Source organism: Nesterenkonia cremea (genome assembly GCF_014642675.1).
Classification (GTDB): domain Bacteria; phylum Actinomycetota; class Actinomycetes; order Actinomycetales; family Micrococcaceae; genus Nesterenkonia; species Nesterenkonia cremea.
On the sequence record NZ_BMIS01000002.1, the window covers coordinates 1 to 21559 of the forward strand.

Genomic DNA, 21559 nt, shown 5'->3' on the forward strand with positions numbered 1-21559 from the left:
TCCTGCAGTGATCCTCCATCATCCGCACTGCCCGGTCCTTGAACTCCGGGGTGTAGAACGTCCTGGTCCTGCTCATAGTCCGATCCTCCTGAATCAAGTAGGTCGGAACAAAACCCAGGACGGTTCATACGTCATACAACGGGCGAGTTCAGTAGCTTGAGCATAATGGTCCCTATGGCTTCACCAGGAGAGATCACGCTCGGACACGTCCTCGAGAGCTACTTTGAGAATCACACCGACTACCGTGATCGGGGCGACAAGTTCGAGCGGCTGGTCCGGACCTTCCTCACCACAGCTCCGGAGTGGGCCGACCAATTCTCCGACGTGTGGTTGTGGAAGGACTATCCCGACCGAGGCACCCGCCGTGACAACGGCATCGACCTGGTGGCCAAAGACCGCTTCACCGGTGGGCTGACAGCGATCCAGTGCAAATTCCACGACCCCACCGTCGCGATCGACAAGGGCGGGGTGCAGTCCTTCATCGCTGAGGCCACCCCGGAGGAGTTCGAAGACCGGATCTTCTTCCATACTGCGTTGAAGCTTGGCCGTGAAGCCGAGCGGACCTTGGCTCAGAACAATGTCCGAGTGGTCGACCTGCCCCAGATGGACCGGGCCGACATCGACTGGAGCGAGTTCCGGATTGAAGCCCCCGACCGGATGGTCCATAAGTCACAGAAGAAGACCCCCTTCGAGTACCAGCGGAGGGCCATTGACGAGGTCGCTGCAGGTTTTGCCGACGGGGACCGGGGCAAGATGATCATGGCCTGCGGTACGGGCAAGACCTACACCAGCCTGAACATCATGCTGGAGCAGACCCCAGTCAGCGGGTTCGTGCTGTTTTTGGTTCCCTCTATCGCTCTGCTTGATCAGACTCTGCGCGAGTGGAAGCGGGACTCCACCGAGGAGTTCCGGGCTCTGGCTGTCTGTTCGGATGTGAAGGTCGGTAAGAACCAGGACGAGGACATCTCCACCACGGAGCTGGTCGTGCCTGCCACCACGAATCCTGAGGCTCTGCTGCGGCGCCGCGCGGCTGGGGCTAACTACGCCGGCCGGACCGTGGTCTTCTCGACCTACCAGTCGATCGAGGTCATCCACCAGGCCCAGCAGCAGGGCTTCCCCGAGTTCGACATGATCATTTGCGACGAGGCCCACCGCACCACCGGTGCCACCGTTGCGGGCCAAGACGAGTCGGCCTTTACCAAGATCCACTCCAACAGCTACATCGCCGGGGCAAAGCGACTCTACATGACCGCCACTCCACGGGTCTTCGACGACGCAGCCAAGAAGAAGGCCGACGAGAAGTCCGTGGTCGTCGCTTCCATGGACGATGAGAACCTCTACGGGCGTGAGTTCCACCGGCTCGGCTTCGGCGAAGCCGTCGAGCACGGGCTGCTGACCGACTACAAGGTCCTCATCCTCGCGGTGAACGAAAACTCCGTGAACCGCCAGCTTCAGGGACTGCTGACAGACGACGACGGTGAACTGAAGATCGACGACGTCGCCAAAGTCGTCGGCTGTTGGAACGGACTCTCCCGCCGTGGCAAGGAAGACGACCAGCCCGGCGAAGTCCGGGCGATGCAGCGGGCAGTGGCTTTCGCGTCCAACATCAAGGAATCCCAGAGAGTGGCCGGGATGTTCGAGCGCATCACTGCCAAGCTCTCCGACGACACCGAGGGCGCGGGCCTTCTCTGCCAGGCCGAGCACGTCGACGGCGGAATGAACGTCGCTGAGCGCACCGGCAAGCTCAACTGGCTCGAGGCCGAGCCGGAGGACAACGAGTGCCGGATCCTCACCAACGCCCGCTGCCTCTCCGAAGGCGTGGACGTCCCTAGTCTGGATGCGGTGCTGTTCCTCAACCCCAGGAACTCTCAGGTCGATGTCGTCCAGTCCGTGGGCCGGGTCATGCGTAAAGCCAAGGGCAAGGACTACGGCTACATCATCCTGCCTGTCGGCATCCCTGTGGGTCAGGACCCCGCCACCGCGCTGAAGGACAACAAGAAGTACAAAGTCATCTGGTCGGTGCTGAACGCCCTGCGGTCCCACGATGACCGGTTCGAGGCCATGGTCAACAAGATCGACCTGGGCGAGAAGACACCGAATATTGAGATCGGCTCCGTCGGCGGCGACGAGACCGATGACGAGGCTTCGGTCACCACCAGCCAGCAGCTGACACTGGACCTGGACTTCAGCGGCCTGGAGAACTGGCGAGAAGCTATCTACGCCAAGATCGTCCAGAAGGTCGGCGACCGCGAGTACTGGGAGAACTGGGCCGGCACCATCGCCGACGTCGCTGACCGACACACACAACGGATCACCGCCCTGGTGAAGAACGACCCCGCCCCAGAGGTAGAGGAGAAGTTTGACACCTTCGTCGAAGCCCTCCGCCACAACCTTAACGAAGGCATCACCGCAGATGACGCGATCTCGATGCTCTCCCAGCACCTGATCACCAAGCCGGTCTTCGCTGCCCTGTTCGAAGGCTATGACTTCGCGGCGAACAACCCGGTATCCCAGGTCATGCAGGAGATGATCGACACTCTTGAGGGCAACAACCTCGACGCCGAAACCGCAGAGCTGAACAAGTTCTACGCCTCCGTGGCCCGTCGCGCCGAAGGTATCGAGAACGCCGAGGGCAAGCAGAAGATCATCAAGGACCTCTACGAAGACTTCTTCAAGAAGGCCTTCCCCAAACAGGCCGACGCCCTTGGAGTGGTCTACACCCCGGTGGAGATCATCGATTTCATCGTCCACGCTGTCGATGACCTCTCGAAGAAGCACTTCGACCGCGGCCTAACCGATGAGGGCGTCCACGTCCTCGACCCATTCACCGGCACCGGCACATTCATCGTCCGGCTGCTGCAGTCCGGGGTCATCACTCCGCACGACCTGGCCCGAAAGTACGCCAATGAGCTGCACGCCAACGAGATCATGCTCTTGGCCTACTACGTCGCCGCGATTAACATCGAGGCGACGTACCACGGCTTGGCCAAAGCCCAGGAGGGCGAGGCTGACTACCGGCCGTTCGAGGGGATCGTCCTCGGTGACACCTTCCAGATGACCGAAGAAGACAACACCTTCGATTTGGAGCTTTTCACCTCCAACAATGAACGCGCCAAGCGCCAGCTGGCCACCGACATACGGGTCATCATCGGTAACCCGCCCTACTCATCAGGGCAGACATCGGCCAACGACAACAACGCCAACGCGTCTTACCCGACGCTGGATGAGCGGATCCGTACCACCTACGCGGCAAAGACCCACGGGCAGAACAAGAACAGCCTCTACGACTCATACATCCGCGCCATACGTTGGGGCACTGACCGCATCGGCGACCAGGGGATCCTCGCCTACGTCAGCAACGGTGGGTACATCGACTCCAACTCAGCCGATGGTCTGCGCAAGACCTTCATCGAGGACTTCGACCAGCTCTATGTCTATAACCTCCGCGGCAACACTCGAACCCCTGGGGAGAGGAGATAAATCAACGGTCGCACTGTTTATGCGGAAGGAGGACAAACTTTTGGCTCCGGTAGCCGAGCCACAGTGGCGATCGTCGTGGGCGTCAAAGATCCGAACCACTTTGGCGACTGCGAGCTCCACTACCGGGACATCGGCGACTTCTTGAGCACTGAAGAGAAACTCGGCCTAATCCGCGAATCCACCATCGACTCCACCGCATGGGAAACCATCACACCCAACGCCAAGGGCGAATGGATCAACCAATCCAGCGACATCTTCGACACCCTCCTGCCGCTGGGCGACAAGAAGGGTGACACTGGCATGACCCCGGTGTTCAAGACCTACAGCCCGGGGCTCCAGACAAACCGCGACGCGTGGGTCTACAACTTCTCCCGCGACGCCGTCTTGCGGAACGTCGTGACGATGACCCAGACCTATGATGAGGTCCGTTACGCCTACCACACTGAACCCAGAGCCAAACGGAACGAGAAAGACGTTGCTGCCTGGCTCAGCGAACATCTGTCCTTCTCAGATCCGACCCAGATCTCGTGGGCACGGTCTCTCCGGAACTTCGTTGCTCGTGACCGCGAGTTGAAAATGGCTCCTGACAGCCACCGCGTGGGCCTCTATAGACCATTCACGAAGCAACACGTGTTCTTCGGGGCTGGTTACAACCACGAACGCAGCCAGCTTCCCTCGATGTTCCCCACTCCGGAACACTCAAACTACGGTTTTTACCTCCACGGCATTAACCCGGGCCAACCATTTGCGCTCCTAGCCACGGACCAGATTCCCTGCCTGGACCTTTTCGGCAAGGCTGGGCAGTTCTTCCCCCGCTACACATGGAAGCCGATAGAGGATGCTGAGACTGACCTGCTCAGCGGGCTCTCGGACTCCGATTCTGGTGAGGTAATTGATGGCTACAAACGGGTCGACAACATCAGCGACGAGACGCTCTCCCGCTATCAGAATGCATTCGGGCAAGACGTCACGGGGGACGCTATCTTCGCCCACGTCTACGCACTGCTGCATTCCGAGCAGTATCGGACCACCTTCTCAGCGGAACTCACGCGTCAGCTTCCCCGACTTCCGATGCCAACGTCCACGGCTGATTTCTGGGCGTTCGCAGAGACGGGTCAGAAGCTCCTCAACCTGCACATCAACTACGAGACAGTCGACCCCTACCCGCTCGTGGAAGAGAGCGCCTTCGAGGGGGACGACGATGCAAGCTTCTACCGTGTCGAAAAGCTGAAGTGGGGCGGCAAAGCACGCGCTGCAGATAAGACCCGCCTGGTCTACAACTACAACATCACGCTCTCCGGCATCCCAGATGAGGCTCACGAGTACATGCTGGGCAGTCGCAGTGCCCTGGAGTGGCTCATCGACCGTTACCAGGGCAAAAGGGACAAAGCTTCCGGCATCGTCAACGACCCGAACGCCTGGGCCGACGAGCATGAGGAGCCGCGCTATATTCTCGATCTCATCAAGCGGGTGACTACGGTTAGCGTTGAAACTGTCCGTCTCACCAAGTCATTGCCTGATCTGCGAATCTGAAAAATGGTTTCAGGCATGAACTTGGGACGGTCGGAGCAGGTCATAGGAGAGCGGGGGTTGGGGTGAGCATAAAAGGCCGGCACGCGTGGAACTGCCAAACATGTGCTAAAGCGGTGATTCTCGAAGTAATTGAATCTTGGTGGGTTAATCCAGAGGGTGAATGGGACGATTTTGAGCCCTATGAATGGCTCGTAGGAAAGTGTCCTGGTTGCGCGGGGCCCTATGTGCTAACTCGAGAGAGTGATCCAGATTGGCGAGAGCGTTATTATCAAGATGAGCCAGTAGCGGAGATGCCATATGTGCAGAGCTTCCCGGAAACTCATCGTGCTCTGTCACGCGCGGTCCCGTTGACCGTGAGGGAGTCATATGACGAAGCGATTTCTTGTTTTCGTTCAGGTCTAAACACCGCTGCGGTCATTATGGCGAGAAGAACGGTTGAGCTTGTTTGCAAAGAACAAGGTCTTAGCGAAGGGACTTTAGCGCAGAAGCTCCGTAAGATGAGGGAACAAGATCTCATCGATGAGAGGCTATTCGACTGGTCGTCCGTGGCGAAGGACCTCGGCAATAATGGGGCGCACGATTTTAATCCGGTCGCGCGTGAAGACGCCGATGATGCGCTCCTGTTCACGGAAGCCCTAGCAAGTTATCTCTACACGTTTGCTGAACGGTATGAGACCCACAGGCGGCGCGAAGTAGCGAGCGACTAGATGACTCGGTCCGACTAGCGGTTTACGGGAAATTGCCGCGCGTCTGCGCCCAGTCGCCGGCATATTGGATTTCCACGAGGGTAGTCCCAACTTTAGTGTTCTCGAATGCGGCAGTACGACGCGTGGCTGTGCCCGCGCGTTAGGCTTTGTCCTTTACAAGCTTCCGGGGACTCTTAGTAAGTGCCCACGGTCCGCCACGCGGGATGACGCAGCCGGTGGTCGCGAGTGAGGCCTGAGTGCTTCACCTCAGCCTGAAGCTTCGGGGTCACCCAAGTGGCGTCTGAGGAGTCCTCATCGGGGACGTCGTCCACTGGGGGAGTCTTGCGGACCAGCTTCTCGAGCTGAGTTCGGAGGTCCTTTAAGTCAGCACCGCTGAAGCCAGCGCCGACCCGGCCGGCGTAGTGGAGCTCGCCGCTGTCGTCGGGAAGTGCCAGCAGCAGGGAACCGAAGGTGTTCTTGCGGCTGCCCTTGCCCTGGCGCCAGCCGATGATGGTGACGTCCGCATGGTTGTCGTGCTTGATCTTCACCCAGTCCTCAGACCGGCGGCCGGCGGCGTAGGTGCTGTCAGTGCGCTTGCAGACTATCCCCTCCAGCTTCAGCTCCTCGCTGACCTCCATGGCTTCCTCGAGGGAATCGCCCAAGTCACCCGGGGCCTGGACACGTTGCCCCTCGCTGACCAGGTCCATGAGGATTCGTCGACGTTCTGAGTAAGGTTCGCCCGTCAGGTCGCCGTGCTCAGCGGCGTGCAGCACGTCGAAGAGCATGTAATGGACAGGGGTCTTCTTCGCGGCCTGCTCGATCTCGCGCTTCTTGGTGAGCCGCCCGCGCTTCTGGAGCAGGCCGAAGTCAGGACGACTGTTCGAGTTCAGCGCGACGACTTCGCCGTCCACGATCGTTCCTTCGGGGACGAGATCAGCCAGCTCAGTGAGCTCAGGGAAGGTTCCCGTCAGGTCTTTGCCGTTGCGGCTGCGCAGTGTGGCGCCGTCGGCGTCGACCCTGGCCAGTACCCGGTACCCGTCCCACTTGCCCTCGAAGGTCCATCCCTTCCCACGGATGTCTGCGGGCTTGCCGAGTGTGGCGAGCATAGGGGAGGGGAACTCCACGTCCTGCGGCTGAGACGGCGCCTCCTTGTCGGCGCTCTCAGCCTCCGAGCGCTTCGGCTGCTTCTTCATCAGGCGGATCAGCCATTGCTTGTCCTCATCACCAGCCTTCACCAGGGCGTAGCGCCGCGGCTTGCCGCCCAGGCCGCCGTCGGGCTGTCCGTGGAGGGTGAAGACCACCTTTGCCTCTTCCCACTTCTCGATGTCCACGGTGCCGGAGTCCCAGATGGTGACCTCACCGCCGCCGTACTCGCCCTTGGGGATGGTGCCCTCGAACTCGGCGTACTCCAGCGGATGGTCCTCGGTTTGCACGGCCAGTCGCTGAGTTCCCTGCTTCAGCGGCGGCGCCTTCGGAACTGCCCAGGAGACCAGGACACCGTCACGCTCCAGGCGGGTGTCGTAGTGCAGGCGGGTGGCGTGATGCTCCTGGATCACGAAGATGGGGTCCTCGCTGCGCGCGGCGGGGGAGGCGGCGGGGACCGGTTCCGGTGTCTTGCCGGCGTCGCGCATGGAGCGGTAGGTGGTGAGCCGGTCCTCGGGGTCGTCGGTGGGGGAGAGCGGAGATCCGAAGTCCTCCAGGGGGTCGACTCCCTCGGCTACCCGTTCCATGACCTGGCGGAAGTCCAGATGCTCCAGATCGGGGTCTTCTAATTCCTCCCAGGTGCGCGGCGCGGCCACATAGGGGCCAGCCGAGGAGCCCGGGCGCCCGCGCAGCGAGTAGGGGGCGACGGTGGTCTTGTTCCAGTGGTTCTGCGACCAGTCGATGAAGACCTTGCCCTTGCGCTGGGACTTCTTCATGGAGCTGATCACCTCGTCCGGGTGATCCTTCTCCAGGGAGGTCGCCAGCTCCTTGGCGACGTCGGAGACCTGCTCTGAGGTGTAGGAGCCGTCCAACGCTGCGTAGAGGTGCACCCCCTTCGAGCCGGAGGTCACCGGGACCGATGGCAGGCCCATGTCATCCAGGATCTCGCGGCACCAGCGGGCCACCTGTGCGCATTCGGGCAGTCCTGTGCCCGGGCCAGGGTCCAGGTCCAGGACCAGCCGGTCGGGATTGCGGCGCTCCGTAGGGGAGGGGCTCTTCTTACCTGCCTGTTTGGGTTCGCCGTCGAACCGCCACTGCGGCACGTGCAGCTCCAGGGCTGCGACCTGCCCGAACCACGCCAGCTCGGCCTCTGAGATGGCCACGGGATAGGTGTTCACGTGATCGGAGTGCTGCAGCGCCAGGCGATGGACCCACCGGGGTGCGGAGTCCTCGAGGTTCTTCCGGAAGAATGCGTCATTGGGCTCATCGGCAGTGCCCACGCCGTCGGGCCAGCGTTTGCGCGTGACCGGACGGCCGAGGACATGGGGCAGCATGACTGGCGCCACCGTCTGGAGGTACTCGATGACCTCGGCCTTCGTGGTGTCTGAGGCAGGGAAGAGCACCTTGTCCAGATTGGTGAGCTTCAGCTTCTTCCCGGAGATGGTGACGGTCTCCTGTGTGCCCATAGGGGCAGTGAATCATGTGCTGGGCCAAGGGTGAACAGTCCGGTCCTTTGAACGGCTCGTCATATCGATTCCCACGCTGCGATCGGTGAGTAGGATTTCAAGACATCGCACTGACAGAGGGGACAGAAAGATGCTTGGTGGTAAGAAGGGCTTGCGGGATATGAGCCGCGGATTCGAAGATATCTCGAAGGCCAAGGCCGACATGAAGATCGCTCGGGCCAAGACTCCTGAGGAAGCCCTTGGTCTTATGGAAGCGCAGCGAGATCGTCACCTAGAGCTGGCAGCGAAGCATCAGTCGAAGGCACGAGGTATTTTCACCGGACCCGCTGAACTTCGGGCGGCTAAAGCATCTGAAGCGAATGCCAACCAGTATCAGCGGAAGATAGACAAGCTGACCAAGAAGAATCCTCACCTGCAGAAGGACGCGGTTCAGCCAGTCGACCAACAGGTAGAGCCGAGCGTGGCCCAGAAACTGGAGGACTTGAAGCGCCTGTACGACCAGGGCATCGTCTCGGCTGAGGAATATGAGCAGAAGCGGGTGCAGCTGCTCGAGCAGCTCTGAACTTCAGCTGGAGAGGAACCGCCGCAACACCTCGGTGAACACCTGCGGCTGCTCCGCGTGCACCCAGTGGCCGGCGTTCTTGATGGTGGTCTGGAAGACCCGTGGGAACAGCTCGCGCATCACCGGCTCGGCACGTTCTTCCACGTAGTCGGACTTCGCTCCGGCGATCCACAGCACCGGGCCCTCGTACTGCTCCTCGCTGAACTCGGGGAAGTCGCCGATCTCCGCCAGGCTCTCGTGCAGCAGGTCCAGGTTGGACTTCCAGGCCAGGCCCTCGGGCCCGCTCTCCAGGCTCTGCAGCAGGAACCCGCGCACCATGTCCTCCGGGATGGGCTCGCGCAGCTGTGCGTCGGCATCGCGGCGTGAACTCAGCTGCTCCAGGTCCAGCTGGCGCAGGTTACCGAGCAGGTGGTCGAACTCATCCATGTTCTCCCGCTTCACCGGGGAGATGTCCACGATCACCAGGCTGCGGATCAGCTCCGGGTGCCGTAGCGCCAGGCACATGGCGACCTTGCCGCCCATCGAATGCCCCACCAGGTGCACCGGCTCCTCGGCCGCAGCTCCGGAACGCAGCTGCTCGGCCACCAGGTCAGCCTGCTCGATGTAGCTGAACGTCTCCGTCCAGTCCGAATCTCCATGATTGGGCAGATCCACCAGCACCGAACGGAACTCAGGCTGCAACGCCTTGGCGATCTGGGTGAAGTTCTTCCCCTGCCCGAAGAGCCCATGCAGGAAGACCACCGTCTGATCGGCGTCGCCGAGAGTCTGAGTGCTGAGGGAGAACGAACGGTCGGTCATCACGAGCCTTCCTGCTGTGCTGTCGTGTGCTGCGCCAGTGCTGAGGTTGTGCCGCGCCCGCGCTGCAGATGTGCTGAGCCGGACCAGGTCATGCGCCCTCGCCACTCTACGCGCTGGATGTTTGGATGGGCCCATGCGAGCTATCTGGTCAGGGGAAGTGTCCTTCGGGTTGGTCAGCGTGCCGGTCAAGCTGTACTCGGCCACGCAGAGCCACGATGTCAGTCTCCATCAGGTCCACGACGCCGACGGCGGGCGCATCCGCTATCAGCGCCGCTGTGAGGTCTGTGAGAAGAAGATCGACTTCAAGAACATCGACCGCGCCTATGACGACGGCGAATCCACGGTGGTCATCACCAAAGACGAAATGGAGGAGCTGCCGGCGGACGAATCCAAAGAGATCGCCGTCGAGCAGTTCGTGCCCGAGGAGCAGATCGACACCCTTGTCCTGGACAAGGCCTACTTCTTGGAACCCGCCGGAAAGTCTGCGAAGTCCTATGTGCTGCTGCGCCGGACCCTGGAGGACGCCGAGCGCGTCGCCGTCGTGAAGTTCACGCTGCGCTCCCGCACCCGACTGGCCGCCCTGCGGGTCCGCGACGACGTCATCATCCTGCAGACCATGCGCTGGGCCGATGAGATGCGCGATGCCGACTTCGACATCCCCCAGCCCAAGGTCTCCAAGAAGGAGCTGGAGATGGCGGCCTCCCTGGTGGAGTCCTACTCGCAGGACTTTGAGCCCGAGCGGTTCACCGACGAATACCAGGAGCAGCTCCAGGAGCTCATCGACGAGAAGCTGGAACACGGTGAGGAGATCGACACTGAGGCCACCTTCGGCGAGCCGGAGGAGGACGAAGGCCAGGGCAACGTCGTCGACCTTATGGAAGCGCTGAAGAAGTCCGTGGACGATCGGCGGAAGAAGAGCAGCGGCGGGTCTGGGAAGTCCGGCGGCTCCAAGTCTGGGAGTTCCAAGTCCGGGGGCTCCAAACAGAAGAAAGCCAGCTGACCCGAGCCTCAAGGGCTCAGGCCAACTGGCCTTCAACGGTGCTGCTCAGGCGTCAGGCCGCCCGGTTGAGGAGTCGGTCCACGCTGAAGCGGCCGGCGCCGCGGGCGGTGAGGATGATCAGCCCAGCGAAGATCGCCAGGACCAACTCGTAGCCGCCGGCGTCGACGAAGATCCCCGCCTCCAGGTGCACCAGGAACAGGGCGCTGAGCATGCTGATCACGTTGATCAGTGCCACCAGCGGGGTCAACACGCCCAGGATCAGCAATGCGCCGCCGACCAGCTCGGCGAAGGTCACTACGCCTGCCGTGACAGACGGTGCCGGCACGCCCATGCCCGCGAAGGAGTCGCCGGTTCCGGCGATGGTCCACTCATCGAACTTCTGCCAGCCGTGGGCGATGAGGATGATGCCCAGGGCGACGCGTGCCACCAGCAGGGCGAGGTCGGTGAGGATGGGGCTCTTGGACGAGGGGTTCACCAGAAGGCGCACGGGCTCTCTCCTGTTCGTTGGTGTTGCCAAGGTTGTAGGTACAACGAAAACCGTAGAGCATGAATAGTTGTAGCTACAAGCTGATGCGGGATAATGAGAGAGTGAACACTCGTTGGCTCTCCTCCCGTGAACTGTCCTCCTGGGCCCGGCTGGCCTCCATCCTGGAGGCGTTGCCGCCCCTGCTGGACTCTCAGCTGCGCCATGACGCCGGACTGACCCACTTCGACTACCGAGTGCTCGCCCTGCTCTCGGAGACGGAGGGACGCACGGTCCGGATGAGCTTCCTGGCCAAGGCCAACAACGCGACGCTGCCGCGGCTCTCTCACGTGATCCAGCGGCTGGAGGAGCGCGGCTATGTCGAAAGGCTCGCCTCAGCCGAAGATCGCCGGGCCACCGATGTCTGGCTCACCGACGAAGGGTGGGAGAAGATCCGCTTCGCCGCCCCGGGGCACGTGGAGATGGTCAGAGAGCATGTCCTGGACCCGCTCACCGAGGAGCAGGTGGACCAGCTCGGCACGATCGCCGAGCAGATCCTTCGCCGCCTGGATCCCGACGGAGAGCTGCGGCCCATCTACGGAAAGCACGACGACGACTGAGCAGCTCTGCCCCTGTCGACCGCTGGTGAGCCAGCCTCAGGGGCGGATCTCAGCTGCCCGCGGGTGATCAGTCCAGGGCGCGCGGGCCTCGCGGAGCTCTCCGGCCCCGGTGCGGACTGCGTGCAGCGCCAGGATGCCGTTGGCCGCGCTCGGGTTATGGATCCTGCCGGAGAGCACGGCCTGCACCGCCTCGGCCAACGGCAACCAGGCGGTGGTGATCTCGGCTTCCTCCGCCTCACGGGTATGGCGCTCAGCCTCAGGAACCTCGGTGAGGCCCTCGGCCAGGTAGATGCGGATGGCCTCATTGTTGGCGCCCGGGGTGGTGTAGAAGTCCAGGAGCGTGGACCAGGTCTGAGCCTGCAGATCCGCCTCCTCGACCAGCTCGCGCTGGGCTCCCTCCAGCATGGGTTCGCCGTCCACATCCAGCAGTCCCGCCGGGATCTCCCAGAGCTTCATCCGCACAGGGTGCCGGTACTGATTGATCAGCAGCACCCGGTCCTGCTCGTCCACCGCCAGCACGGCTACGGCGCTGAGGTGCTTGAGGTAGACCCGGCGCAGCGTCTCACCGCGCTCGCCGAAGGTGAAGGAGTCCTTCACCGCATCGAAGATCGGAGTGGTCAGAACCTTCTCGGAGCTCTGGACGGGCAGGTCAGCGGGGGAGTCCTGGATGCTCATACCTCACCCTATGCACGAAGGGAGACATTTGTGCAGAACCCGGACGCGGACGGCGTCGCTGACTCCTGTACCCTGACTCCCTATGCGCGTGACGATCGAACCCCATACCGAAGGCATCCTCAACGCCGACCTCGGCTCCACCGTCCGGCGCACCGTCCTCCCCTCAGGAGTGCGCGTGCTGACCGAGGAGATGCCCGGGCAGCGCTCGGTCACCATCGGGTTCTGGATCGCAGTGGGCTCCCGGGATGAGGCTGACCACCAGCACGGCTCCACCCACTTCCTGGAGCATCTGCTGTTCAAAGGCACCCAGCAGCGCTCCGCCCTGGACATCGCCGCGGCCTTCGATGCCGTGGGCGGCGAATCCAACGCCATGACCGGCAAGGAGTCCACGTGCTATTACGCCCGGGTGCTGGATGCGGACCTGACCATGGCCGTGGAGGTGCTGACCGATATGGTCACCTCCGCCACCATCGACCCGGCAGAGATGGAGACCGAGCGCGGGGTCATCCTCGAAGAGCTCGCCATGGACGAGGACGACCCGATGGATGTGGTCCACGAGCGCTTCGGCGAACAGGTCATGGACGGTCACCCGCTGGGCCGGCCCATCGGCGGCACCCCTGAGGAGATCAATGCCGCCACCCGCGACGACGTCTTCGCCCATTTCAAGCGCTGGTACACCCCCGGCGAGCTGGTCATCACCGCCGCCGGCGGCCTGGACCACGATCACCTCTGCCGCCTGGTCACCGAGGCCCTGGGGAAGTCCTCATGGGACATCAGCGTCCCAGGTTCGCCGGCTGAGCGGCGCGTGGGCCACGAGGAGCTCATCCCGGTCCGCGAAGGCGTGGAGACCATCACCAAACCCATCGAGCAGGCTCAGGTCATCCTGGGCGGGCGTGGCGGCTCAGCCTCTGACCCAGACCGGTTCGCGCTCTCGGTGCTGCATGCAGTCCTGGGCGGAGGCATGTCCTCCCGGCTCTTCCAAGAGGTCCGCGAGCGCCGCGGCCTGGCCTACTCCACCTACTCCTTCTCCGCAGCCTTCACCGACGCCGGCCACTTCGGCCTCTACGCCGGCTGCCTGCCGGAGAAGGTCGACCAGGTCACCGGCGTGCTGACCTCCGAGCTGGAACGCATCGCCACCGAGCCGGTCACCGAGGAAGAACTCGCCCGCGCCAAGGGCCAGCTGCGCGGCGCCACGGTGCTTGGCATGGAGGAGACCTCCTCGCGGATGTCCCGGCTGGGCCGGGCCGAGCTGGTCCGCGGCGAATTCGTGGACATCTCAGACACGCTCAGCCAGCTGGACCACGTCACCGCCGAGGACGTGCTGTGCGTGGGCCGCCGCATGGCGGAGTCGCCGCGCGCGGTGACAGTGGTCGCGCCGAGCTGAATCCGGGGCCGCTGAATCCGGGGCCGCTGAATCCGGAGCTTTGTAAGAAAACTAGTGTTTTTCTTGGACGGTGGCCCTGCTGCTCCAAGAAGACTTACATTCCTCTCCTGTGAATGTAAGTAAATCCCTCGTATGCTTACATTGTGAAGCCAGAGTAGTTCAGCCCGGAAGCGCCAGGCGCGCTCCGTCGCATCCAGGGTGTAGACCCTCGAACCCAGAAGAGCTGGGAGACCCATGCCTTCCTCCCGGAGGATCTGCCCCTTGAGCTGGCTCTCAGTCCCGAAGTCCAGCTCACGCTCGGACAAGCAGATCGCGCGCTGGGTGGGCTCAATGCATTCCTGTCCCTGATTCCCAATCCACAGCGGCTCGTCCGACCCTCCCTGTCTCGTGAAGCGGTCTCGACCTCGGCGCTCGAAGGGACATACGCGTCCCTGGAAGAGGTCATGGAGGCCGACTACCTGGATGAAAAGGCTCCAAGCGCTCAGGTCCGTGAAGTTCGAAACTACTTGGACGCAGCAGACCGTTCACTGGAGCTGTTGAAGACTCGTCCTGTCTCCCGACGACTTCTGGAAGAGCTTCAGCTCATTTTGGTCAAGGGCACGCGAGGGGAAGCCTACGACTCTGGGCAGATCAGGCAGAGGCAGGTATTCATCGGTGGCAGCGGCCGGTCCGTCCAGGACGCACGCTTTGTCCCGCCACCGCCGGGAGAGGCGTTGGACGAAGGAGTTTCATCATGGGAAAAGTGGATCAACACTGCTGAACGCATCCATCCTCTGGTGCGGGTGGCGCTCGGTCATTACCAGTTTGAGACATTACATCCGTTCTCCGACGGAAACGGACGCATCGGCCGGCTGGTGGTCACGCTCCAGCTCATCGACCAAGGGTTGCTCGACTACCCGGTTCTGAACCTGGCGTCCTGGCTAGAGCCACGACGTGATGAGTATATCGATCGTCTGTTGGCAGTCAGCCAGCGGGGAGCCATGGACGATTGGCTGGCGTTCTTTCTTCGAGGTGTGGCCGAGCAGGCAGAAACTACGACAAATACGATGAAGGACCTTCTGGCGCTTCGAGACAGCATGCTGAACCAGCTGCGGGAAGCGAAGGACCGGAGCATTGCCACGCGAATCGCCGGGGATCTGATCGAGACACCGATCTTTGACGTGGCGACCGTCGCCCGCCGCTACGCGGTTACTCATCAGGCGGCGAGCAATGCAGTACGCAAGCTGAAGGAGCTGAACCTAGTCGAGCAGGTGGGGCAGAGCGACTATAAGCGGCTCTACATCTCTCGGCACGTTATGGAGATTCTGAATTCCCTCTGATCGCGAGGCACTGAACGGTGCGGCTGAGCCCGAGCAGTCCTCAGGACCCTCTGACCCTCACCCCCCGGCAAACGGGGGCAGCACATCCAGCTGGTCGCCGGGGGAGAGGGCGCCGGTCTCGCGCTTGGTGCGCACGCCGTTGACCAGGAACGAGCTGCGTGAGCACACTCGCTCCAGCGACGGTGCCGCGATCAGCTCGGGCAGTCGGCTCAGGAACTCATCCAGCCCTTGCCCCTCGCTCAGCGGCAGCTGGCGCTCCTCGGCACCGGCGGCCTCGGCCGCGCCGGCGTAGAAGCGGACCGTGACCGCACCAGTGGTGGTGCTGCCGGCGTCGGGAACTGTGGTCTCTGCGCTCATGCTCAGCCTCCGATCGCGCTCATCGAACGTCCCGGCCGGTGGAAGGACTCCAGCTCGAAGCCGGGCCGGTCCGTGCCGTGGGCGGCGGGCTTGACCCACATCGCCTCAGCCCACCGCTGGGCCACATCGGCGTCGGTGGCCTCCGGGTCCCGAAGGATGTGCATCAGATCGAACTCCTCGTTGGAGAACAGGCAGCTCATGACCCGACCCTCCGCGGTGATGCGGGTGCGCCGGCAGTCGGCGCAGAACGGCTCGGTCACCGAGGCGATCACGCCCACCTTTCCCAGGAAGGCACCGGCACCGTGTGCGCCGGCGTCGTGCTTGTCATCGTCGTCCTTGTCGTTGCCGTGCGGCTCATAGACGTCGAAGCGCTCGGCCGGGGCGCCGTCGCGGTTCTCCTGCGACGGGACCAGCCGGAACCGCTGGGACAGCAGCTCACGGGTCTCGGCGGCACTGACGGTGCCTTCGCGCTTCCAGTTCTCCTCGCCGTCCAGGGGCATCTGTTCGATGAACCGCAGCTCATAGCCCTGCTCCAGGGACCAGGCCAGCAGCTCTGGGGCCTCCTGGTCGTTGATCCCGCGCATCAGCACTGCGTTGATCTTCAGCGGCGTCAGCCCGGCCTGTGCAGCGGCCTCCACTCCGGTGAGCACCTTGTCCAGCGAATCCCGGCGGGTCAGCTGTGCGAAAGTCTCCCGATGCAGCGAATCCAGGGAGACGTTGATCCGGCTCAGTCCGGCGTCGGCCAGCGCCTGGGCCTTCTTCTCCAGGCCGATCGCGTTGGTGGTCATCGCGATCGGCAGCTCCGGGTGATCGGCACGCAGCCCAGAGATGATCTCCAGCAGATCGGCTCTGACCAGCGGCTCACCACCGGTCAGGCGCAGCTCCCGGATGCCCAGAGTCTCCACACCGATCCGCACCAGACGCCGGATCTCATCCGGGGTCATCAGCTGGTCCTTCTTCAGCCACGGTAGACCCTCGGCAGGCATGCAGTAGGTGCAGCGCAGATTGCACTTATCGATCAGCGAGATCCGCAGATCCGTGGCTCGGCGCCCGAAGGAGTCCACCAGGCCGTGGGCAGGGTCAGCCCCTTCGACGTCGCGGGGGAGCGAGGGCATCCCCAGGGCAACGGGTGCAGCCGATCCAGTCATCCCTCCAGTCTAAAGGGCTGCGGTACGTAGACTGGAGCCCATGTCCTCCGATTCCCAACGCGCCTCCGTGGAGACGCACATCCAGCGGCTGACCGACGTCCTGGGTGCCGCGATCAGCAGCCGCGCCGTCGAGACCGTCCAGCTCGCCACCAGCGGGCTGGTGGGCCGACTGGCCGCTGAGACCGTCACTGCCCCCATCCCGCTGCCCGGGTTCGACAACTCGCAGATGGACGGGTTCGCTGTGCGGATCCACGACATCACCCCCGACGACGCCGGCCGGGCCACGCTGCCGCTGGTCGGTGCCGTCGCCGCCGGCTCCGACCACGCCGAGCTCCCACCCGGTGCCGCCATGGCGGTGATGACCGGTGCCCCCATCCCAGAGGGCGCGGATCTGGTCATCCCGGTGGAGAAGACCACAGCAGGCTCCTTCGATCACATGGAGCTGCCCGAGGAGCCCGAAGCCGCTCCGGAGGCCCCGCACCACCGCAAGCACCGCTTCTTCGGCTATAAGGCGCCGCTGCTGCTGAGCACTGAGCTCTACCAGACCGAACCGGCCGAATCGCCCCTGGAGGCCGGCACCAGCGTGGAGTTCCTCGGACTGACCCCGGCTGACCTGGAGCCCGGGAGGTTCATCCGTCGGGCCGGCTCCGACATCGCCGTGGGGGACACCCTGCTGGAGCCGGGCATGGTGCTCACCCCCGCCCGGCTGGGCGTGCTGGCCGCCTGCGGATTCACTGAGGTGCCGCTGCTCAGCCGCACCAAGGCCCTGGTGCTCAGCACCGGAGATGAGGTCCGCACCCCGGGCTCCGACCTGCGGCCCGGCCAGCTCTATGACGCGAACTCATCGCTGATCGCCGCCACTCTGGAGACGTTCGGCTGTGTGGCTGAGACCGCCCGGGTGGGCACCGATGACCCCAGCTGGTTCATGGAGAACCTGGAGGCGCTGGTGGCACTGCACCACCCGCATGTCATCGTCACCGCCGGCGGCATCAGCAAGGGCGCCTATGAGGTGGTCCGCCAGGCCCTGGGCGGCCGCGGTGTGGAGTTCGGCTCCGTGGCCCAGCAGCCCGGCGGCCCGCAGGGCTGGGGCCTGATCCATGTGGAGAGCCCGGGGCGCGAGGACCCGCCGGTGGCCGTGATCGCACTGCCCGGGAACCCGGTCAGCTGCGCGGTCAGCCTGGAGACCTTGGTCCGGCCTGCGCTGGCCTCCATGGGTCCGGTGTGCCCGCCGCAGCGCCGCGTCTCTGTGAAGCTGACCGAGCAGCTCAGTTCGCCTGCGGGCCTGCGGCAGTTCCGTCGCGTCCGGTTCACCGGCGAGGATGAGGTGGAGACTGTGGGCGGACCGAGTTCACACCTGCTGGGACACCTGGCGCAGGCCGATGCCCTGCTGGAGATCCTCGAGGAGGACACAGACCTGCCTTCCGGCACCGTCCGCGAGGCCATCCTGCTGACCGAAAGGAGGGCTCATGGCTGAGACCTCACATCTGACCCACGTCCGCTCCGACGGCAGCGCCCATATGGTGGACGTCTCCGCCAAGGAGGTCACCTCCCGCACCGCTCGGGCCCAGGCCGTGGTCACCACCACCGAAGAGGTGGTCAGCCTGCTCGGCCAGGACGGCCTGCCCAAGGGCGACGCCCTGGCCACCGCCCGGATCGCCGGGATCATGGCCGCGAAGAAGACACCCGAGCTGGTGCCGCTGTGCCACCCCCTTCCGGTGGCCAAGGTGACCGTGGACTTCCAACTCCAAGTCCCCGACGCCGCCAGCGTGCTGATCACCACTGAGGTCAAGACCACCTCCCGCACCGGTGTTGAGATCGAGGCGCTCACCGCCGCCTCCGTAGCCGCACTGACCCTCTATGACATGATCAAAGCCGTAGACAAGTCTGCCGTGATCAGCGACCAGAAGGTCCTGGCCAAGAGCGGCGGAGCCAGTGGGGAGTGGAGCCGCGATGACTGAGCAGGGTATGAGCGAGAGTGGCATGACTGAGACTCCGGAGAGTACTGACCGGATCATCGCCCCGGTGATCGTCTCCACCCGGGCCGCCACCGGTGCCCGTGAGGACGAATCCGTTCCGGTGATCGCCGAGTTCGCCGAGTCCATCGGCTTCGGCTGCCGGCCCTCAGTGATCATCCCCGACGGCGAGGGTGTCCTCGCCGCACTCTCTGAGCTGCTGGTCCAGGTGGCTCCCGCGGTCATCATCACCTCCGGCGGAACCGGGCTGACCCCGGATGACCTCACCCCGGAGTACACCAAGCCGCTGCTGGACAAGGAGGTCCCCGGGATCATGGAGGCGGTGCGCGCCCACGGGAGGGAGAACACTGCGCTGGCCGCATTGAGCCGCGGAGTCGCCGGCGTGGCCGAAGGCACCGTGATCGTGAACCTGCCCGGTTCCCCGAAGGCAGTCCGCGAAGGCATGGAGGTCCTGGTGGAGCTGCTCCCGCATCTGTGCGACCAGGTGGCCGACATCCGCAAGCACGATGTCTGGGGCGGAGACGGCCGCAGGAGCGCTGAGTGACCGGGATGTCAGAGGCTTCAGGTGATGCGCCGCTGAACCGTGAAGGACTCTCCGGCGGCCACTCCCAGGACAGCGCAGAGGACCGCGTGGTCGCCGCTTTTCTGAGCGAGGAGACCCTGGACCCGGCCCGTGCGGAGGCCGAGGCCTGGTCGCAGCGGGCGGGCGCCGTCGTCGTCTTCTCCGGGATCGTGCGCAACCACGACGCCGGCCAGCCGGTGCAGAAGCTGAACTACACCGCCCATCCCAGTGCGGAGCGGCGGCTGCAGGAGGTCGCCCTGGAGCTGGCCTCCCGGTATGAGAGTATCCGCCTCTGGGTGGGCCACCGTGTTGGTGCCCTGGAGATCGGCGACCACGCCCTGGTGGCCGCCGTGGCCTCCGGGCATCGGCAGGAGGCCTTCGCCGCCTGCGCAGAACTGGTGGAAGAGATCAAAGCCGAAGTGCCGATCTGGAAGGAGCAGTTCTTCGCCGACGGCACTCGAGAATGGGTGGGACTATAGATGCACCACATGCACGCCGAGGACCAGACCACGCGCCCCACGCTTGAGGGGCGGTTCGGGATGTCAGCCTCCACCCACTGGTTGGCCACGGCGGCCGCCCAGTCTGTGCTGGAGCGCGGCGGCAACGCCTTCGACGCCTCCGTGGCCGGAGCCTTCGTGCTGCATGTGGTGGAGCCCCACCTCAACGGACCTGCCGGCGATATGACCGGCGTCTTCGCCGCTGCGGAGGAACCCCAGCCGCAGATCCTGATGGGTCAGGGTCCCGCACCGGCCGGGGCCAGCCTGGAGCATTACCGCAGCCTGGGCCTGGAGAAGGTGCCAGGAGCCGGTGGCCTGGCCGCGGCGGTGCCTGGAGCCGTGGATGCCTGGCTGGTGCTGCTGAAGGACCGTGGCACCTGGGAACTCGAGGACGTGCTCAGCTATGCCATCGACCTGGCCGAGAACGGCTATCCTGCGCTGTCGCGCATGTGCTCGCTGATCGAAGGCGTCAGCGAGCTCTTCACCCAGCACTGGCCCAGCTCCGCCGCGCTGTGGATGCCCGGGGGAGAGGTGCCGCAGCCCGGCCGCCTGCTTGTCAACACGGAGTACGCTGCGGTGCTGCGCGGTCTCATCCGTGCGGGGGAGCCGCAGGGTGGCGAGGACGGTCTGGTCGACCGGGTCGCGCGGATCGAGGCGGCCCGCCGCGAATGGAAGACCGGTGAGGTGGCGCAGCGTTCGGCCGAGTTCATCGCCCAGGCCCACCGGCATTCCGACGGCGGCGACTACGCCGGTGTGATCACCGCCGAGGACTTCGCAGCCTTCGACGCCGGCTACGAGGCCGCGGTGACCGTGGAGTTCCGCGGGCACACCATCGCCAAGACCGGTGCCTGGGGTCAGGGGCCGGTGCTGCTGCAGGCGCTGAAGATTCTGGAAGGCTTCTCCGACGATCAGCTCGATCCCGGTACGGAGGCCGGCGCCCACCGGATCCTGGAGGCGCTGAAGCTGGCCCTGGCCGACCGGGACACCTACTACGGCGAGGCCGCTGCTGGCAGCGGCGTGCTGGAGCATCTGCTCAGCGAGGACTATGCCGCCCAGCGCCGGGCGCTGATCACCGAGGAGGCCTCCCACGAGTTCCGCCCCGGCCAGATCCCTGGCGTCCGGGCCGTCTGGCCGCCGCTGCACCAGGAGGATCCGACCGCGGCCGGTGCCGGCGGAGCAGGGGAGCCCACCGTGAGCAGGCCGGCGTCGGCGTCGTCGTCCTCTGCTGCGGAGCAGGCGGCCGAGCGCCGCGGCGACACCTGCCACATCGACGTGGTGGACCGCTGGGGGAACATGATCTCCGCGACGCCCTCGGGCGGCTGGCTGCAGTCCTCGCCGGCGGTTCCGGGACTGGGCTTCTGCCTGGGCACGCGGCTGCAGATGAACTGGCTGGACCCGAAGTCGCCCTCGGCGCTGAAGCCCGGGACGCGGCCGCGGACCACGCTGACTCCCACGCTGGTGCTCAAAGACGGCCAGCCGACCATCGCCCTGGGCACGCCCGGAGGTGACCAGCAGGATCAGTGGCAGCTGCCGATGCTGCTGCGCATGCTGATCGGCGGGCACACTCCGCAGCAGGCCATCGATGCGCCCACGCTGCACACCACCTCCAGGGCGGGATCCTTCTGGCCGCGCACCTGGGAGCCGGGCGGGGCCGTGGTGGAGGACCGTCTGGGCGAGGCGCTGATCAGTGGGCTGGAGCGCCGCGGGCACAAGGTGACCCGCGCCGGAGACTGGTCGCTGGGCCGGCTCTCCTGTGTGACCCGTGACCCGCAGACCGGCCGGCTCCAGGCCGCGGCCAACCCGCGCGGGGCCCAGGGCTACGCCGCCGGCCGCTGAAGTCTCCTTCTCTTCCTGCCGAATTGCGTACCCCGTTGTCGACAATCGGGTACGCGA

The 21559-nt window shown here is 64.4% G+C and carries 19 protein-coding genes; 13 read left to right on the plus strand and 6 right to left on the minus strand.

Annotated elements, in window-relative coordinates; genetic code table 11:
- The first annotated feature begins 174 nt into the window (after positions 1 to 174).
- The 3 genes from IEW85_RS02260 (at position 175) to IEW85_RS02265 (ending at position 5720) form a co-directional block, all read left to right on the plus strand.
- Positions 175 to 3480, plus strand: coding sequence for a restriction endonuclease (locus tag IEW85_RS02260; RefSeq protein ID WP_229658735.1), 3306 nt, complete (start codon positions 175 to 177; stop codon positions 3478 to 3480).
- Positions 3481 to 3543: 63 nt separating this feature from the next.
- Positions 3544 to 5013 carry a type ISP restriction/modification enzyme gene (locus IEW85_RS14270; protein WP_229658736.1) on the plus strand — a complete coding sequence of 490 codons (1470 nt, stop codon included), beginning with the start codon at positions 3544 to 3546 and terminating at the stop codon, positions 5011 to 5013.
- Positions 5014 to 5126: 113 nt separating this feature from the next.
- The gene (locus tag IEW85_RS02265; protein WP_188682520.1) at positions 5127 to 5720 is read left to right on the plus strand and encodes a DUF4145 domain-containing protein; all 594 of its coding nucleotides are present in this window, start codon (positions 5127 to 5129) and stop codon (positions 5718 to 5720) included.
- Between the two features lie 173 nt (positions 5721 to 5893).
- Here the strand turns inward: IEW85_RS02265 and IEW85_RS02270 are convergent, their stop codons facing one another.
- Positions 5894 to 8308, minus strand: coding sequence for an ATP-dependent DNA ligase (locus IEW85_RS02270; protein ID WP_188682521.1), 2415 nt, complete (start codon positions 8306 to 8308; stop codon positions 5894 to 5896).
- A 160-nt stretch (positions 8309 to 8468) separates the two neighbouring features.
- On the opposite strand from IEW85_RS02270, the gene IEW85_RS02275 reads away from it, so the two are divergent.
- Positions 8469 to 8870 carry an SHOCT domain-containing protein gene (locus tag IEW85_RS02275; RefSeq protein ID WP_188682522.1) on the plus strand — a complete coding sequence of 134 codons (402 nt, stop codon included), beginning with the start codon at positions 8469 to 8471 and terminating at the stop codon, positions 8868 to 8870.
- Between the two features lie 3 nt (positions 8871 to 8873).
- Here the strand turns inward: IEW85_RS02275 and IEW85_RS02280 are convergent, their stop codons facing one another.
- Positions 8874 to 9668: an alpha/beta fold hydrolase gene (locus IEW85_RS02280; protein WP_188682523.1), complete on the minus strand. Its 795-nt coding sequence runs from the start codon at positions 9666 to 9668 to the stop codon at positions 8874 to 8876.
- Positions 9669 to 9801: 133 nt separating this feature from the next.
- Here IEW85_RS02280 and ku point away from each other — a divergent pair, with 133 nt between their 5' ends.
- Entirely contained in the window at positions 9802 to 10668 is an 867-nt protein-coding gene (ku, locus tag IEW85_RS02285; RefSeq protein WP_188682524.1) for a non-homologous end joining protein Ku, read from the plus strand.
- Positions 10669 to 10720: 52 nt separating this feature from the next.
- Here the strand turns inward: ku and IEW85_RS02290 are convergent, their stop codons facing one another.
- A complete protein-coding gene (locus tag IEW85_RS02290) occupies positions 10721 to 11155 on the minus strand; it encodes a DoxX family protein (RefSeq protein ID WP_188682525.1) in 435 nt (144 codons plus the stop codon).
- Between the two features lie 101 nt (positions 11156 to 11256).
- Here IEW85_RS02290 and IEW85_RS02295 point away from each other — a divergent pair, with 101 nt between their 5' ends.
- On the plus strand, positions 11257 to 11751 hold the full coding sequence (locus IEW85_RS02295) for a MarR family winged helix-turn-helix transcriptional regulator (RefSeq protein ID WP_229658737.1): 495 nt from the start codon (positions 11257 to 11259) through the stop codon (positions 11749 to 11751).
- 36 nt (positions 11752 to 11787) lie between these two features.
- On the opposite strand, the gene IEW85_RS02300 is transcribed toward IEW85_RS02295, so the two are convergent.
- Positions 11788 to 12426, minus strand: coding sequence for an NUDIX domain-containing protein (locus IEW85_RS02300; RefSeq protein WP_188682527.1), 639 nt, complete (start codon positions 12424 to 12426; stop codon positions 11788 to 11790).
- Positions 12427 to 12508: 82 nt separating this feature from the next.
- Here IEW85_RS02300 and IEW85_RS02305 point away from each other — a divergent pair, with 82 nt between their 5' ends.
- Complete coding sequence (locus tag IEW85_RS02305; protein ID WP_188682528.1) at positions 12509 to 13810, plus strand: M16 family metallopeptidase; 1302 nt, start codon at positions 12509 to 12511, stop codon at positions 13808 to 13810.
- 266 nt (positions 13811 to 14076) lie between these two features.
- Positions 14077 to 15129: a Fic family protein gene (locus IEW85_RS02310; protein WP_268234650.1), complete on the plus strand. Its 1053-nt coding sequence runs from the start codon at positions 14077 to 14079 to the stop codon at positions 15127 to 15129.
- A gap of 57 nt (positions 15130 to 15186) precedes the next feature.
- Here the strand turns inward: IEW85_RS02310 and IEW85_RS02315 are convergent, their stop codons facing one another.
- Both IEW85_RS02315 and moaA read right to left on the minus strand, forming a co-directional pair.
- Positions 15187 to 15486, minus strand: coding sequence for a MoaD/ThiS family protein (locus tag IEW85_RS02315; RefSeq protein WP_188682530.1), 300 nt, complete (start codon positions 15484 to 15486; stop codon positions 15187 to 15189).
- A 2-nt stretch (positions 15487 to 15488) separates the two neighbouring features.
- Positions 15489 to 16634: a GTP 3',8-cyclase MoaA gene (moaA, locus tag IEW85_RS02320; RefSeq protein ID WP_188682531.1), complete on the minus strand. Its 1146-nt coding sequence runs from the start codon at positions 16632 to 16634 to the stop codon at positions 15489 to 15491.
- 40 nt (positions 16635 to 16674) lie between these two features.
- Here moaA and IEW85_RS02325 point away from each other — a divergent pair, with 40 nt between their 5' ends.
- Genes IEW85_RS02325 through IEW85_RS02345 form a run of 5 tightly spaced genes read left to right on the plus strand, consistent with a single transcriptional unit; the run spans position 16675 to position 21502 of the window.
- Positions 16675 to 18108 (plus strand): molybdopterin molybdotransferase MoeA, encoded by a 1434-nt coding sequence (locus tag IEW85_RS02325; protein WP_188682532.1) that lies wholly within the window; start codon positions 16675 to 16677, stop codon positions 18106 to 18108.
- Positions 18101 to 18592, plus strand: coding sequence for a cyclic pyranopterin monophosphate synthase MoaC (gene moaC / locus IEW85_RS02330; protein WP_188682533.1), 492 nt, complete (start codon positions 18101 to 18103; stop codon positions 18590 to 18592). Before IEW85_RS02325 ends, moaC begins: the two co-directional genes overlap by 8 nt.
- Before the next feature lie 22 nt (positions 18593 to 18614).
- A complete protein-coding gene (locus tag IEW85_RS02335; protein WP_188682534.1) occupies positions 18615 to 19151 on the plus strand; it encodes a MogA/MoaB family molybdenum cofactor biosynthesis protein in 537 nt (178 codons plus the stop codon).
- Between the two features lie 5 nt (positions 19152 to 19156).
- Positions 19157 to 19648 (plus strand): molybdenum cofactor biosynthesis protein MoaE, encoded by a 492-nt coding sequence (locus tag IEW85_RS02340; RefSeq protein ID WP_188682535.1) that lies wholly within the window; start codon positions 19157 to 19159, stop codon positions 19646 to 19648.
- Complete coding sequence (locus IEW85_RS02345; RefSeq protein WP_188682536.1) at positions 19649 to 21502, plus strand: gamma-glutamyltransferase family protein; 1854 nt, start codon at positions 19649 to 19651, stop codon at positions 21500 to 21502.
- Positions 21503 to 21559: the final 57 nt, after the last annotated feature.